Source organism: Amycolatopsis sp. FDAARGOS 1241, assembly GCF_016889705.1.
In the GTDB taxonomy this organism is placed as follows: Bacteria; Actinomycetota; Actinomycetes; order Mycobacteriales; family Pseudonocardiaceae; genus Amycolatopsis.
Map to the genome: position 1 here is coordinate 4,458,211 of NZ_CP069526.1, position 14,892 is coordinate 4,473,102.

At 71.7% G+C, this 14,892-nt stretch carries 17 protein-coding genes and 3 pseudogenes; 10 read left to right on the forward strand and 10 right to left on the reverse strand.

Features of this window, described 5'->3' with window-relative positions:
* The first annotated feature begins 2 nt into the window (after positions 1–2).
* From I6J71_RS21990 to I6J71_RS22020, 8 genes are all read left to right on the forward strand, one after another.
* Positions 3–866, forward strand: coding sequence for an ABC transporter substrate-binding protein (locus I6J71_RS21990; RefSeq protein ID WP_204096416.1), 864 nt, complete (start codon positions 3–5; stop codon positions 864–866).
* A 196-nt stretch (positions 867–1,062) separates the two neighbouring features.
* Complete coding sequence (locus I6J71_RS49840) at positions 1,063–1,185, forward strand: hypothetical protein (RefSeq protein ID WP_255570896.1); 123 nt, start codon at positions 1,063–1,065, stop codon at positions 1,183–1,185.
* A gap of 766 nt (positions 1,186–1,951) precedes the next feature.
* Entirely contained in the window at positions 1,952–2,239 is a 288-nt protein-coding gene (locus tag I6J71_RS21995) for an ABC transporter permease subunit (protein ID WP_204096417.1), read from the forward strand.
* A gap of 218 nt (positions 2,240–2,457) precedes the next feature.
* Complete coding sequence (locus tag I6J71_RS22000) at positions 2,458–3,141, forward strand: response regulator transcription factor (RefSeq protein WP_204096418.1); 684 nt, start codon at positions 2,458–2,460, stop codon at positions 3,139–3,141.
* Entirely contained in the window at positions 3,138–4,526 is a 1,389-nt protein-coding gene (locus I6J71_RS22005) for a HAMP domain-containing sensor histidine kinase (protein WP_204096419.1), read from the forward strand. The genes I6J71_RS22000 and I6J71_RS22005 overlap by 4 nt, the downstream gene beginning before the upstream one ends.
* A gap of 49 nt (positions 4,527–4,575) precedes the next feature.
* The gene (locus tag I6J71_RS22010; protein WP_204096420.1) at positions 4,576–5,973 is read left to right on the forward strand and encodes a ferric reductase-like transmembrane domain-containing protein; all 1,398 of its coding nucleotides are present in this window, start codon (positions 4,576–4,578) and stop codon (positions 5,971–5,973) included.
* A 10-nt stretch (positions 5,974–5,983) separates the two neighbouring features.
* Entirely contained in the window at positions 5,984–6,418 is a 435-nt protein-coding gene (locus I6J71_RS22015) for an FMN-binding protein (protein ID WP_204096421.1), read from the forward strand.
* A gap of 188 nt (positions 6,419–6,606) precedes the next feature.
* Positions 6,607–7,143, forward strand: coding sequence for a DUF2231 domain-containing protein (locus tag I6J71_RS22020; RefSeq protein ID WP_204096422.1), 537 nt, complete (start codon positions 6,607–6,609; stop codon positions 7,141–7,143).
* A 205-nt stretch (positions 7,144–7,348) separates the two neighbouring features.
* Here the strand turns inward: I6J71_RS22020 and I6J71_RS22025 are convergent, their stop codons facing one another.
* Entirely contained in the window at positions 7,349–7,822 is a 474-nt protein-coding gene (locus I6J71_RS22025) for an Lrp/AsnC family transcriptional regulator (RefSeq protein ID WP_204096423.1), read from the reverse strand.
* 98 nt (positions 7,823–7,920) lie between these two features.
* Between I6J71_RS22025 and I6J71_RS22030 the strand changes: the two genes are divergently transcribed.
* Complete coding sequence (locus tag I6J71_RS22030; RefSeq protein ID WP_239155157.1) at positions 7,921–8,388, forward strand: DUF2000 domain-containing protein; 468 nt, start codon at positions 7,921–7,923, stop codon at positions 8,386–8,388.
* Between the two features lie 67 nt (positions 8,389–8,455).
* On the opposite strand, the gene I6J71_RS22035 is transcribed toward I6J71_RS22030, so the two are convergent.
* The 9 genes and pseudogenes from I6J71_RS22035 to I6J71_RS22070 all read right to left on the reverse strand — a co-directional run.
* Positions 8,456–8,884, reverse strand: a complete 429-nt coding sequence (locus tag I6J71_RS22035) for a hypothetical protein (protein WP_204096425.1) — start codon at positions 8,882–8,884, stop codon at positions 8,456–8,458.
* Positions 8,803–9,366 (reverse strand): MBL fold metallo-hydrolase, encoded by a 564-nt coding sequence (locus I6J71_RS22040; protein WP_204096426.1) that lies wholly within the window; start codon positions 9,364–9,366, stop codon positions 8,803–8,805. The genes I6J71_RS22035 and I6J71_RS22040 overlap by 82 nt, the downstream gene beginning before the upstream one ends.
* Positions 9,359–9,895: an MFS transporter gene (locus I6J71_RS22045; RefSeq protein ID WP_204096427.1), complete on the reverse strand. Its 537-nt coding sequence runs from the start codon at positions 9,893–9,895 to the stop codon at positions 9,359–9,361. Before I6J71_RS22045 ends, I6J71_RS22040 begins: the two co-directional genes overlap by 8 nt.
* Positions 9,896–9,968: 73 nt before the next feature.
* Positions 9,969–10,724 (reverse strand): annotated as a pseudogene (locus I6J71_RS50980) (MFS transporter); the annotation flags it as partial.
* A complete protein-coding gene (locus tag I6J71_RS48630; RefSeq protein WP_239155160.1) occupies positions 10,661–11,146 on the reverse strand; it encodes an aldehyde dehydrogenase family protein in 486 nt (161 codons plus the stop codon). The gene I6J71_RS48630 and the pseudogene I6J71_RS50980, both read right to left, overlap by 64 nt.
* Positions 11,062–11,790, reverse strand: coding sequence for an aldehyde dehydrogenase family protein (locus I6J71_RS48635; protein WP_239155162.1), 729 nt, complete (start codon positions 11,788–11,790; stop codon positions 11,062–11,064). Before I6J71_RS48635 ends, I6J71_RS48630 begins: the two co-directional genes overlap by 85 nt.
* A gap of 151 nt (positions 11,791–11,941) precedes the next feature.
* Positions 11,942–12,163 carry a hypothetical protein gene (locus I6J71_RS48640; protein ID WP_239155164.1) on the reverse strand — a complete coding sequence of 74 codons (222 nt, stop codon included), beginning with the start codon at positions 12,161–12,163 and terminating at the stop codon, positions 11,942–11,944.
* A 16-nt stretch (positions 12,164–12,179) separates the two neighbouring features.
* A pseudogene (locus tag I6J71_RS50140) lies at positions 12,180–12,888 on the reverse strand (SDR family NAD(P)-dependent oxidoreductase).
* 256 nt (positions 12,889–13,144) lie between these two features.
* Positions 13,145–13,756 (reverse strand): annotated as a pseudogene (locus I6J71_RS22070) (class II aldolase/adducin family protein); the annotation flags it as partial.
* On the opposite strand from I6J71_RS22070, the gene I6J71_RS22075 reads away from it, so the two are divergent.
* Positions 13,737–14,852, forward strand: coding sequence for a hypothetical protein (locus tag I6J71_RS22075; RefSeq protein ID WP_204096428.1), 1,116 nt, complete (start codon positions 13,737–13,739; stop codon positions 14,850–14,852). The pseudogene I6J71_RS22070 and the gene I6J71_RS22075 sit on opposite strands and share 20 nt — an antisense overlap.
* Positions 14,853–14,892: the final 40 nt, after the last annotated feature.

Here is a 14,892-nt window from a genome sequence, read left to right on the forward strand (position 1 = left end):
GCATGCGCAGATTCCCCCGGACGGCCCCGGTCCTGCTGGCCGCCGTGCTCGCGGTCTCCGCGTGCAGCTCCTCGGCCGGGGCAGACGGCTCGGGCTCCGGTGACGGCTACGGCCTCGCCGTCCCCGGCACCATCACCGCGGCCGTCCCGCAGGGCGACGCGCCGTTCGTCTCCCCCGATGCCACCGGCAAACCCGCCGGCATGCTCATCGACCTCAACAACCTCATCGCCCAGCGGATGGGCCTGAAGATCACGTACAAGCTCTCGACCGTCGGCGCCGGTCTGCCGCAGGTGACAGCGGGCCAGTACGACATGATGATCGCCGACCTCACGATGTCCGAGGAACGCAAGCGCAACGTCGCCTTCACCACGCCGTTCTACGTGGACGCCAACGACGTCCTCGTCCGCTCGGACTCACCTGTGAAGGCCGTCGCCGACGTCGCGGGCAAGCGCATCGGCGCCGGCATCGGCAGCGCCCAGGCCGATTTCGCGGCCAAAGCCCTGCCGCAGGCGAACGTCGTCTCCGTGCAGACCAACGCGACCGGCATCGACCAGCTCCTCAACGGCAACCTCGACGGCTTCGTCGTCAGCTCGGTGCAGGCGATCACCGTCTTCGCCCAGCACCCGGGCCGCCTGAAGGTCGGCGTGTCGGTGCAGAACCCGATCCCCGAGGCGATGGCCGTCCGCAAGGGACTCGAGAAGTTCCTCACCGACTACGACAAACAGCTGGCCGCGGTGGTCGACGACGGGACGTTCCTGAAGCTGTACCACAAGTACTTCCCAGGCCAGGAGTACCCGAGCTCACTGTTCCAGTACTGGCCGTCGTTGCAGGCCCAGGTGCGCAAGGAGACGCCGGCGGGCAAGTGAGGGGCGGGTCATGACCGTCGTTCGCAATCGGCGACGGCGACAGCGCGGTTGAGCGCGACGATCGGCGTCGGGTTGCGCTGGTCGTAGGGGGAGGCAGAAGACGGTCAGCACCGAGTTGTGGCGCGGGTCACGGAATGCCCGGTGATCTTCGGCGCTACAGACGGGAGAGGACCGTTCCGCGATCAAGGGAGTAACCATGGCCACCACCACGCCGGAAGAGAGCACGCTGCCCGTGCCCGAACTCGACGACTTCGACTTCCCGCTCACCGACGGGGCCGCCTGCCGGATCGACGACCCCGACTGCGAAGCCTGCCAGTGAGCCTCGTCGGCCACCGCTGATTGGCGACCGGTTCGTGCGGGTGGAGGCGCCAGTCGCCACCCGCACGAAACCGTCCGGGGGTCCCCCGTCCCGGGGGGTCACCATTGCATCCTCACCTCAGGCGACGAACGATGATCTTGAGGGAGAGGAGTCACCATGCACACCCGCAACGGACACCACCGCCGCCCGCTCACCGCCGCCGCCGAGATCACCGCCACCGTCATCGCGATCTGTGCCGCCGCGTGGGTCGCGCTCTGGCTCGCGATGACCCTCTGACACCGCGGAAAGCCCGGCCGGGCCGCACGACAGTGACGCCGCGCCGAATGTGCCCTGTACAGCCGAGCACACGACCCGCGTGCTGCCCGTCGGCCGTGGTCCGCCCGGCGTTCCGATGGGTTCTTCCAGGACCTTTCCGGCTCGTTCGGCAGCACCGGCAGCGGGGTGGCACGCCCGGCGCTGACCACCCGTGCGGCCGCCGACCTGTCCCGGTGCGTTGTCGGACAACTGACAGTTGACCGGCTCGCCGGCCAGGACAGACATTTCTCCCTCTACGGACCAAGGGCCGCTGGTGCCGGGCACTTTTCGCACCGGCTGGGGCAGCTCGTCGGCCTTGTCACAACGGCGGCGCCGCGGATCGCGCCAACGGCGACCAGGCCCCGTTTCGCACCGCCCTCCGACCGCGATCCCCTCTTCGTCCTTTTCGGACAATCGACACGCGGCTGGGCCTGATCCTCATCTACTGCGGCCTGTTCTCCCGTTCGGGACCATGCTGCTGCGGTCGTTCATGCTCGGCCTGCCGCGGGAGATGGACGAGGCCGCCCGCGTGGACGGAGCGGGTGAGCTGCGCGTGTTCACCCGGATCGTGCTCCCGAACATGCTGCCGGGACTGCTCACCGTCGCGCTCACGACGGGTTTGTCGGCCTACAACGAGGTACTGTTCACGGTCACGATGGTCCAGTCCGACAGCAGGATGCCGCTGCCCACGGCGTTTTTCACGGTCCAGCAGGGGTTCACGCAGAACTTCACGCTGATCAGCGCGGCGGGTCCATCATGATCGCGCCGATGCTGCTCCTGTTCCTCTTGCTGCAGCGACGGTTCATCAGCGGGCCGGCGACCTCCCGGGATGGGAGGCAGGTGACCAGGCGATCGCGGCCGTGCAGCTCGCGCCGGCAGCCGGCGGCAGCCGCCCGGTTGATCACCTTGTCCCGGCTCGACCGCTGATCCGGGCCCGGCGCCCGGCGCGGGTCACCGGGCGGGGGGCATGATGGCGGCATGCAGCCCCGTGTCCTGCTCGCCGACGACGATCGCGCGATCCGTGAGTCGCTGCTGCGGGCGCTGGAGCTGGAGGGCTACGAGGTCACGGAGGTGACCGACGGGGTCGCCGCGCTGGCCGTGGCGCGGCGGGACCGCTTCGACGTGCTGATCCTCGACGTCATGATGCCCGGCGTCGACGGGCTCGGCGTGTGTCGCGTGCTGCGCGCCGACGGTGATCCGACGCCGATCCTCATGCTCACCGCGCGTGTCGAACCGCCCGACCGGGTCGCCGGGCTCGACGCGGGTGCGGACGACTACCTGGTCAAGCCGTTCGACCTCGACGAACTGCTGGCGCGGCTGCGGGCCCTGCTGCGGCGGACGTCGCCCGACGCCGCGGCGCCGAGGGTGCTGCGGCTCGGCGCGCTGACCGTTGACCCGGCGGCGCGGCGGGTGCGGTGCCACGACGTGGAAGTGGACCTGTCGAAGACCGAATTCGACCTGCTGGAACTGCTGGTGCGCAACGCCGGGATCGTGCTCGATCGCGCCACCATCTACCAGCGGATCTGGGGTTACGAGTTCGGTGCGGACTCCAAGAACCTGGCCGTCTACATCGGATACCTGCGCCGGAAACTGGAGAAGGCCGGGGCGGCGGACCTCATCCGGACCGTGCGCGGGGTCGGCTATTCGGTGCGGGTCTCGTGAACCTGCGCAGCAAGCTCGCCATCGCGTTCGCCGGTGTCGGGGCGGCCGCGAGCGTGCTCGTCGGTGTGTTCAGCTACCAGACGGCGTCGCAGCGGATCAGCGACGAGCTCGACCGCTCGCTGCTCACGACATCGGCCGAGATCCAGGCCGGCGCCGCCCAGGTGCTCGCGCCCAGCCCGTTCGCCCGCGGCCCGCACGACAACGACCACGACGAGGCCCAGCCCATGGTCGCGCAGGTCATCGCCCCGGACGGCACGGCGCGGCGGATCGGCGGCCGGCCGGCGGTCTCGTTCCCCCTCGACGGCACCGACCGGGCCCTGGCGGCGAACGGCCGCCCGGGTGATCACGCCTACCGCGACCTGACCGTCGGCCCGGACGACTACCGCGTGATCACCGTCGCGCTCGGCCGGGGCCGCGGCGCGATCCAGCTCGGCATCGACGTCGACGAGTCGCGCCACGTGCTCGCCTCCCTCGCCACGCGGATCACACTGGTCAGCGCGGCGGTCCTCGTCGCCGCCGCGCTGGCCGGCTGGCTGCTGGCGCGCCAGATCACGCGCCGGCTGGTGCGGCTCACGGCCGTCACCGAGCAGGTGAGCGACGGCGGCCTCGTGCGGGCGGGCGTGCCCACCGGCGGACGCGACGAGGTCGGCCGCCTGGCCACGTCCTTCGACCGCATGCTCGGCCGGCTCGCCGACGCCCGGGCCGACCAGGAACGGCTCGTGCAGGACGCCGCGCACGAGCTGCGCACGCCGTTGACGAGCCTGCGGACCAACGCCCAGGTGATGCGGCGGTACGACGAGCTCTCGCCGGACGCGCGGGCCCGGCTGCTCGACGACGTCGACGGGGAGACCCGGGAGCTGACCCACCTGATCACCGAGATCGTCGACCTCGCGACGCGGCGCTACGACAGCGAGGAGACCGGGCCCGTCGAGCTGGCCGCGGTCGCCGGACGCGCCGCCGAACGGGTGCGGCGCCGGTCCGGCCGGAGCGTGGTCGTCGACGCCGACGACACCTTCGTGACGGGACAGGCGCGGCGGCTGGAACGCGCCGTGACGAACCTGCTGGAGAACGCGGTCAAGTTCGACGCCGGCGGTACCGAGCCGATCGAGCTCACCGTCCGAAGCGGACAGATCGAGGTGCTCGACCGCGGCCCTGGTGTTCCCGAAGCGGACCTGCCGCACGTCTTCGACCGCTTCCACCGCGCCGACGCGGCCCGCGCCCTGCCGGGGTCCGGGCTCGGCCTGGCGATCGTGCGCGAGACAGCCGTGGCGCACGACGGTGACGTCTTCGCCCGCCCACGCCCCGGTGGCGGGGCCGTGGTGGGCTTCACGGTCGGCGGTGATCGGCTCTTACCGATTTCTCACCCGGATCACGCCGGGGACTAACCGGGCTCCGGAAAGGTGGTGACACCACGTCACCACCAGGAGAGCTCGGATGTCCACCGCCCCCCTCACGCTCCGGCCCGGCGCGGCGCCGCCCTCGCGCCGGACCCACCCGGTCCGCCGGTGGTGGCGCGACGCCGCCGGACTGGTGGCGTGGGCGACGCTGTTGTTCGTCACCGCGCTGTGGGTGGCCGGCCAGGGCGTGCAGCAGCTGGGCTCCGCCGCGTCCGGGCTCACGTCGGCGGGCCGGCTGACCGGGCTGCTGTCCGCGGCCTTGTTGCTGCTGCAGCTCCTGCTCATGGCCCGGATCCCGTGGGTCGAGCGCAGCTACGGCCAGGACACACTCGCGCGGCGGCACCGGCTCACCGGGTTCACGTCGTTCGTCTTGCTGTGCCTGCACATCGTCCTGATCTCGCTCGGCTACGCGGCGACCGACCACACCGGACTGCTCGGCCAGGTGTGGGACCTCGTCACCACGTACCCGGGCATGCTCCTGGCGACCGCGGGCACCCTCGCGCTGATCCTGGTCGTCGTCACGTCGATGCGGGCCGCCCGGCGCCGGTTGCGGTACGAGTCGTGGCACCTGCTGCACCTCTACGCCTACCTCGGTGCCGGTCTCGCGCTGCCGCACCAGCTGTGGACCGGTGCGGACTTCACCGCCTCGCCGGTGGCGACCGTGTTCTGGTGGAGTGCCTACGCGGCCGCGGCCGGCGCGCTGCTGGTGTTCCGGGTGGGGCTGCCGCTGACGCTGAGCCTGCGGCACCGGCTCGTGGTCGATCGGGTGGTGCGGGAGGGCCACGGCGTCGTCTCCGTCCACCTGCGCGGCCACCGGCTCGACCGGCTGCCGGTGGTGGCCGGGCAGTTCTTCGTGTGGCGCTTCCGGCACGGCAGCGGCTGGACACGGGGCAAGCCGTTCTCGCTCTCCGCCGCCCCCGACGGGTGCCGCCTGCGGATCACCGCGCGGGACCTCGGCCCGGGCAGCGCACGCCTCGCGAGCCTTCCCGTGGGCACCCGGGTGTGGTTCGAAGGCCCGTACGGCGCACTCACCGGCTCAGTCCGAACCGCACGGAAGCTCGCGTTGTTCGGGTCGGGCATCGGGATCACGCCGCTGCGGGCGTTGCTGGAAGAACTGCCGTACGAGCCGGGTGAAGCCGTGCTGTTCTACCGGTTCTCAGCCGGCGCGCTGTTCCACCACGAGCTCGAGCACTTCGCGCGGACCCGCGGGGTGCGGATCCACTACCTGCCGGGCCATCGGGCCGGCGGCTCCTGGCTGCCCGCGGGGTACGCGCCGGTCCCGGACCACACCGTGCTGCGCCACTTCGTGCCCGACATCGCCGAGCACGACGTCTACGTCTGCGGTCCCGGCGAATGGGCGGCGGCGGTGACGGACTGCGCAGGGCAGTGCGGGGTTCCCCGCGAACAGGTCCACTTCGAACGGTTCGGCTGGTAGGGAGCTCGTCGTGCGGAGAATCGCCATCACCTTCGCGACCACCATTTCGGTCCTCGTGCTGTTGTTCAGCTACCGCACGAGCACGAACCAGGACCCGGTCGCGAGCCAGGTGCCGGGAGTCGTGCGGCCGCCCGCGACCACGTCGGCCCCGCCCGTCACCGGTTCGGGCGGCGGGACGTTCAGCGGTCAAGCGGCCGACACCCCCTACGGCCCGGTCCAGGTCGAGATCACCGTGTCCGGCGGGCGGATCACCGACGCCCGCGTGCTGCAGGTGCCGCGGGAGTCCGGTCGCGACGTGCGCATCAACTCCGCCGCCGTGCCCCAGCTCAACCAGGAGACGCTGCAGGCGCAGAGCGCGCAGATCGACACGGTCAGCGGCGCGACCTACACCTCGCAGGGCTACCTCCAGTCACTGCAGTCCGCGATCGACGCCGCCCACCGATGACCGATCCGGCTGAGCGCGTGCGTGGCGTCCCGCGGCCGGCGGGACATCCCCCGCGGGGCGGGACCGTCGAGCGCTGGGTGCGGGCGCGGGCGCCGGACCCGCTGCCATCGCCCGCTGTCCCGGACCAGTAGCCGTCGTCCGCTGCTCCCGGCCCGTTGCCCCTGAAACCCTTGTCCCCGAAGGAACCGATGACCACGCTCAACGGCTTGCCCGCCCACATCCTGCTGGTGCACGCCATTGTCGTCCTGCTGCCGCTCGCCGCGCTGCTTCTCGTCCTGTCCGCCCTGTGGCCCGCGGGGCGGCGCAAGCTGGCGGGCCCGAACGCCGTGCTGTCCGTGCTGGTGCTGATCCTCGTCCCGATCACCACCGACGCCGGCGAATGGCTCGAACGCCGGGTGCCCGCCACGCCACTCGTGCGCGCCCACACCGAACTCGGCGACACGGCCGTCTACTCGGCGATCGGCGTGGCCGCGCTCGCCCTGGTGATCTGGTGGCGGCACCGCGAAACCCTCCCCGCCACCGAGGCCCCTCGCCGCATTCCCCTCCCCCGCCGGACCTTCCTCGCGCCCCGCTCGACGCCCGTCACGGCCGTCATCGCGGTCGCGGCCGTTCTCATCGCCGGCGGCGCCGCCTACGACATCTACCGCATCGGCGACTCGGGCGCCCAGGCCAGCTGGCAGGGCCAGTTCTCCGCGACCCCGGCCCCCCGCGCGCCTCGGCGGTGACCCTCAGCGCCCTTCGCCTGCGGTGCGAGGCTGATCAGCCGGGCTTCTCCGGGGCCACCACGATCGGCTCGAGGAGCCGGCGGGGGCTGCCGAACGCGCCCGGCACCGGGTCGAGCGGCGTGTCCGCTGAAGGCCCTCGTCCAGGAAGACCACGGGCAGCCGCTCGGGTGTTCAGCGCCGCCGAGCTCGCTCGGCCTCGCCGAACTCAGCGCCGCCGCGAAGCCGGGTCGACGACCCGGGTGCGCAGGTGCTCGTAGATCACCGACGTGCGGACGTCGGCGACCTCCGGCCGCTCGGTCAGCCGGTCGATCACGAAGGCGTACAGGCTTTCGTTGTCCGGCACGGCGACGTGGACGAGGAAGTCCTCGGTGCCCGAGGTGACGAAGACGGCGAGGGTTTCGGGCAGGCCGGAAACCCAGCCGCGGAAGGCTTCGATGACCCGGCGCGACGGTGGGCGGACGCGGAGCGCGATGAGGGCCTGCACCGGCCGGCCGATCGCGGTGAGGTCGACGTCGAGGGTCGCGCCCCGGATGACACCCCGCTCGTGGAGAGCGCGGGTGCGGTCGAGCGCCGTGGTGGGGGAAACGCCGACGGCGGAAGCGATGTCGCGGTTGGTGCGCCGTGCGTTGGCCTGCAGTTCCCGCAGGATCGCCGTATCAAGTTCGTCGAGATCCGCCATGGTGAGCCCTTCGCCGGATTATGTACGGATCGCTTGGCCAAGCGCCGACGCTCAGATTAGCGTGGCCAAAACTAGCCGTACTTCGTGAGGTATCACCTGTGATCACCGACGTCGGGTTCTCCCCCGAAGAGATCGACACCAGCGCGCCCACGCGAGCCGCCCGCCTGAAGTGGGTCGTGGTCGTCGACGACGCGCTCCCGCCGGGGCCGGCGGTGAACGCCGCCGTGTGCGTCGCCGCCGCGACGGGCCAGGCCGTGGCCGGATTGCTCGGCCCGGACGCGAAAGACGCCGGCGGCACCGTCCACCCGGGACTTCCCTGGATCGGCAGCACGATCCTCGCCGCACCGGCCGAAGTCCTGACCACCCTGCGCGCCCGAGCGGCCGATAGCCTGGGCGTCTACGTCGCCGACATGCCGAGTCTGGGCCAGCAGACCCGCGTCTACGACGAGTACCTGCGCGGCCTCGAAGCCCTGCCCGCCGAGGAGGTGCGCTACTACGCCATCGGCCTCGTCGGACCGCGCAACCGCGTCGACAAGCTGGTGAAGAGGCTGCCGCTCCTGTCCTGACAGCAGGAGATCGGCCGGCGCGGCCCGCACGGCAGGCAGGAACCCGCCGTGCGGGCCGCCTGAGGGGCTACTCCGGCTCGGGCTGAGCCGACAGCCACGCGTACCCCTCGCCGTCCCGGCGCAGGTGCCCGAGCCCCGGGAACCGGAAGTGGTAGGCGAACACCGCGTGCCGCTCGCGGTCGACGAGGTCGTAGATCCGCCGCCGTTGCGCGGTGGCCGCCGCCTTGTCGTAGTCGAACCGGAAACCCCAGTCCGGGTGGCGCAGCAGCAGGACGTAATGGTGGCACAGGTCGCCCCAGCAGATCGTCGTGCGCCCGCCGCTGGTGATGCGGTAGACGACGTGGCCGGGGCTGTGCCCGCGGGTCGCGAGCGCCGTGATGCCGGGCACGACCTCGTCGCCGTCGCCGATCAGCGTCAGCCGGTCGGCGTACGCGTTGAGGTTGAGGTCGGCACCCGTGTACTGGTCGCGCAGGTGCTGGTTCGGGACGCTGTCCACTTTCGACAGATCCGTCCAGTGCCGGTATTCCACTTCGCTGACGACGACGCGAGCGTTGGGGTACAGCGGTTTCCCGTCGGCGTCCACGAGACCCAGCAGTGGTCCGGGCGCGCGTGGGTGATCGCGACGACGTCGATCGACGCGGGGTCGATCCCCGCCGCCTCGCGGTTCGCCACCGCCTTGCCGGTCTGCGCGCCGAACGTGCTCACGCCGAGTTCGGACACGGTGCCGACGCCGGTGTCGAACAGCACGCGGCCGTCCGGCGGGTCGACCACGAGCAGGTTCTGGCCGAGGCGTACCCGTTCCGGCTCGAGGGGGTGCTCGGTCAGCAGGGAATCGACCTTGTCCGGCCCGGCGTTGGGGAAGTTGTCGCGGGCCTGGCCCATCTCGAGCAGGCCGTCGCTGACGACGGTGCCCTCGAACTCGCCGTGACGGAACCGGGTCCAGCCTTCCTGGCACCACAGGCCGGGGTTGTCAGGCACGGGAAACCTCCGAGGGGGACGGCCGGCGGGTGACGGCGGTGAACGCCACCAGGACGAGCACGGCGAGGACGGCGGAGCACCCGAACACCAGGAACACACCCTGGGCACCGAGGCTGGAGGAGATGATCACGCCACCGAGGAGTGGGCCGACGGCGCCGAGGTAGGACGTGCTGTTCGTCCAGCCCATCGCGGTGCCGCGGATCGCCGGCGGGAACAGGTTGGTCGCGGCCGCGTTGAGCAGGTTCATCGTCGTGTGCCCGCCGACGCCGAGCAGCGCGACGCACAGCAGCCGCAACGGCATGAACCGGATGCCCGCCACGATCCCGGCGAGTCCCACGACGGTGCAGGACGCGGTGACGACAGCGGCGATCACAGGGGTGCGGCGATCGGCCGGCGGCGACACGATCAGCGACCCGACGACGGCGCCCGCGGTGAGGGTGAACCCGAACAGCAGCGCCGAGGTCAGCGGGTAGTCCAACGAGGTCATCGCGGCGGTGAGCCACACGTTGAGCCCGAACCAGGTGAACATGTTTCGAGATCGCCACGGCGGCCAGCAGGGCGGCGAGCAGGAGGCCCCGACCGGTGAACAGCTCCCGCACCGGCGAACGCCGCGGGGTGGCGGCCTCCTCCTGCACCTCGTGGAAGCGCACGACGGCCACCACGATCAGGATGAGCAGCGTCAGCGCGGCACCGATCAGGAACATCGGGCGCCAGCCGAAAGCCGGCAGGACCCCGATGCCGATCAGCGACGCGATCGCCCCGCCGACCGGGATGCCGGCCATGGTGATGTTGACGACGAGGCTGGCGCGCCCGGGCCGGGCGTGGGTGCAGGCCAGTGCGAGCGCGGAGGTCACGGCCGCCCCGACACCCAGCCCGGAAACGACCCGGGCCAGGCCCAGCACCAAGGCCGAGCCGGCGAGGCCCGTGAGCAGGAAGCCCAGACCGAACAGGGTGATCGCGACCAGCAGGGTCGGGTGGCGGCCGACGCGGTCGCTGACGACGCCGGCGGAGAACGCGCCGACGAGCATGCCCGCGTAGATGAGGCTGCCGAGCACACCGGCCATGCTCGGCGTGAGCGCGAGCCGGGTGTCCTGCAACAGGGCCGGGATGACCGACCCGTAGACGATGAGGCTGTAGCCCTCCATGATCGTGACGATCGTGCAGACGGTGATCGCCGCCGCGCCCGCGAGCTGCGGGCGCCAGCCCGAGCTGGGCGGGGCGTGGGTAACCGACGAGGTGTTTGCTGATGTCACCACGGCTTCTCGCCTTTGAGTGCGAGGTCCCCCTTCGCTGTTCAGTCCATAAAGGACACGTGCACAGCCTGGGTCTCGGTGAAGCCGAGCAGTTCTTCCAGGCATTCCTCACGGCCGAGGCCGGAGGACTTCACCCCGCCGAACGGGGCGCCGACGAAGTGGCGGGACGAGTCGTTGAGCCACACGTAGCCGACTTCGAGGGCGGCGGCCACGCGGTGCGCCCGCCGCAGGTCGTTCGTGAACACCGAGCCAGCGAGGCCGTATTCGGTGGCGCTCGCGATCTCGACGGCCTCGGCCTCGTCGCGGAACGACAGCACCGACAGCACGGGCCCGAACACCTCCTCCTGCGCGATGCGCATGCCGCCCTCGACGCCGGTGAACACCGTCGGGCGGACGATGAGCGCGCCGTCGCAACCCTCCGGGCGGAACGGTTCGCCGCCCGTCACGAGCTGTGCGCCTTCGCCCCGGGCGATGTCCAGGTAGAACAGGACCTTGGTGTACTGCTCCCGCGACACCAGCGCGCCCACGTCGGTGTTCTCGTCGAACGGGTCCGGTCGCCGAGGCGCAGTTCACCGATGATCCGCCGGATCTCGGCGACGGTCTGCTCGCGGATGTCCTCGTGCACGACCAGGCGGCTGGTGGAGCCGCACGACTGGCCCGACCACGAGAAGTTCATGCCGCGCACCGCCGCGGCCGCCACCTTCGCCGGGTCGGCGTCGGGAAACGCGACGAGCGCGTTCTTGCCACCCAGCTCCAGGCTCACGTGCTCGACCGAGGTTTCGGCCGCGGCCCGCTGGATCGCGAGCCCGGTGGCCGCGCTGCCGATGAAGGCGATCCGCCGGATCCGCGGGTGGCGCACGATCGCCTCGCCGGTCGCCGGTCCGGCACTCGGCAGGATCGACAGGACACCCGGCGGCAGCAGGTCGGCGATCAGCTCGCCGAACCGCAGCGCCGACAGCGGCGCCTGGTGCGGCGGCTTCAGCAGCACGCAGTTGCCGGCGATCAGCGGGGCGGCGATCTTCCCGGCGGCGAACATGATCGGGTGGTTGCAGGGGATGATCCGGGCGACGACGCCGATCGGGCGCGGGCTCGTGTAGTGCAGCGCGCCGGCCGACAGCGGGCTCGTCTCCCCCTTCACCGCCTGGCCGAGGTCGGCGAAGTAGTCGAGCATCGCCGCGCCGCCCCCGGACGTCCGAAGTGGACAGGCGGATGATGTTGCCGCCGTCGAGGGGGTCGAGTGCGCCGAGTTCGGCCGCGTTGTCCCGCAGCCGCTGCGCGATCGCCCGAACGATGGCCACGCGCTCCTGGACGCCGGTCGCCGATCACGCGGGAAAGGCGTGGAGCCCGGCGGTGACCGCAGCGTCCACATCGGACGCGTCGGCGACGGGGACCTCGGCGATGAGCTCACCGGTCACCGGCGAGACGTCGTCGAAGCGGCGCCCCGCTGCCGCGGGTTTGAGTTCGCCCCCGAGCAGCAACGACCACTGCCGTTCCCGCGTGTAGGCGGTCAGCTCGGCGGCGTCGGCGAAGTTCGGCTGGCCCATGGTTCGCCTCCTGCTCTCAGCGGACCGTCAGGCCGCCGGCGACGTTGACGGTCTGCCCCGACACGAACCCGCTGTCGGGCCCGAGCAGGAACGCGATCGCGCCCACCAGGTCCTCCGGGGTCGCGGGACGGTGCACGTTCTGCGCTTCGACCTGCTTGCGCACCTGGTCGGCGGTGATGGTGGCGCGCGGGATCTCGGTCTGCACCGAGCCGGGTGTGACGGCGTCGGCGCGGATCCCCGAGCCGGCGAGCTCGCGCGACATCACGTAGGTCAGGCCGATCAGGCCGGCCTTCGAGGCGACGTAGTGCGCGTAGTGCGGGCGGCCGATCCGCACGGCACTCGCGGCGACGTTCACGATCGACGCCGACTCGGCGCCGCGCAGCGCCGGCAGCAGGGCCTTGGTCAGCTGCCACGTGCCCGTGATTCACGCCGAGCACGCGATTCCACTCCTGCTCGTCGATCTCCCAGAAGGGCTTCATCGTCAGCGTGGAGAACAGGGCCGCGCTGTTCACGAGCCCGTCGAGGACCACGCCCTGGCGGTCCAGCTGCTCCGCGGCTTCGCGGCAGGACCGCGCCGACGCGATGTCGCCGACGACCGCTTCGCCGTCGGCCTCCGCGGCCACGATCTTCGCCCGCTGCTCGTCGATGTCGGCGACCAGCACGCGCCAGCCGCGCGCGGCGAGGCCGAGCGCGACGCCGCGCCCGATGCCCTGGCCCGAACCGATTTTCCTGCTCGGCGAGCCGGTTCAGGTAGCGCCAGCCGGCTTCGATTTGGCTGGGTGGCCAGCACTCCGCGCGTTTGACCTCGGCCTCGCGACGACCAGGACTCGGGGCCGCCGGCGGCCATCGCGTCGAGCTGCTTGCGGCAGGCGCGGTCGAGCAGGACCGCGTGGGCCACGTCCGGCCCGGCGGTGACCAGGAGTGGCGGGCGAGCAGGCACGCCCGCGCATCGCCCACCACGCCGGCGAGCTCGGCGTCCAGTTCGGGCGTCGAGATGAGCGCGCCGGTGCGGGTGAACCGCGGGACGTCGGGCTCGGCGAACAGCACACCGTCGTGGTCGATCGCGCGCACCGGCACACGGAGCGACGCGAATGCCGTGGCGGCGGCCGAGTGCGTGTGCACCACGCAGTGCACGTCGGGCCGTGCCCAAAGGATCTCGGTGTGGACCGGGAACCCGAGGTGCCGCGGCCCGACGCCCTCGACGACCGCGCCGCTGGAGGCGACGAGTACGACCCGCTCGTCGTCGACCTCTTCGAAACCCCAGACGGCGGCCTTCATCCAGGCGCCGCGCCCGTCCGGGTCGCGGACGCTCACGTGCCCCCAGACCAGGTCGGCCTGCCCGGCGGCGGCCACGGCCCGGTGCGCTCGCACTACGTCTGTTCTCACCCGGACGTCGGTATGTTCCCAATTATTAGAAATCACGTCCTTTATTTCAGGACTGTGCTGGGCGCTGAATCTGGCGTCGTCGAACTGGCGTGGTTTCGGGCGGGGCGCCGACCTACTGTCGGGAACGGAGTCCCTGACCTGCCGCAGGCGGGCCGGGCCGACGGACACCTCGACGAGGAGGGACCGCATGACGCTGTACACCGACATCCCGACCCGCTCCGAGATTGACGCGCTGTGGCAGGCCGAAGCTCCGGCCGCGGTGTCGATCTACCTCGAGACCTCACCCACGTCGCCGGGCGAGGCCGAGCGGATCGCGTACAAGAACGGGGTCCGGGACGCGCTGGCGCAGCTGGGCAACGTGGACAAGGGAGTGTTCGCGGCGCTGGCGGAACAGCTCGCGGTGCTGGAGGACGAGAACTCCGGCGACTTCTGGCGCCACCAGGCCCGCAGCCTCGCTGTGTTCGCGACGCCGGCGTCCCTGCGCAGCTTCCGGCTGCCGAACCGGCTCACCCCGGCCGCGGTCGGTGGCACGCGGTTCTTCGTCAAGCCGCTGATGCGCGCGGTGACCTTCCCGCAGACCGCGTTCGTGCTGGCGCTCGCCCAAGGTTCCGTGCGACTGCTGGAAACCGTGCCCGACGCGCCTGCCCGAGAGGTCCGCGTGCCGGACATGCCGGCGGACGTGGCGTCGGCCGTGGGCAAGTCGTCCGTCAAGGACCGCGCGCCGATCCGCCGGGTGCAGGGCGCCGAGGGGCAGAAACTACGGATGGCGCAGTTTTCCCGGCTGGTCGACAGCGCGTTGCGCGAGGTCCTGCCCGGCCACGGCGTGCCGCTCGTGCTGGCCGCCACCGAGCCGCTCGACAGCATCTTCCGCGCGCACTGCCGGTACCCGGATGTGGTGCCGCACAGTGTGCCCGGCAACCCGGAGGGCCGCGGCGACGGCGAACTGGTCGCCGAAGCCCGGGCGGTCCTCGACGGCTGGTACGCCGACCGGCTCGACGAGGAGAAGCGCACCTTCGCCGAACGCTTCGAACAGGGCCGCACCTCCACCGACGTCGCCGATCTGGCGCGCTTCGCCACGAACGGTGCCGTCGACACGCTGTTCGTGGACATCGACGCGAACATCCCGGGTGAGGTCGACGACCTCGGTGAGGTGACCTTCGGGGGTTCGGAGGCCGGCGGGCTCGTCGACGAGATCGCCCGCCGCGCGTGGCTCTCCGGGGCCCGCCTGCTCGCGGTCCGCCACGAGGATGTGCCGGGCGGGGGCGACGTCGCGGCAACGCTGAGGTACGCGCCGACGGGGTGACCGGTCATCGCGCCGCCTTCTCGCGCAGCGCGGACCGGAT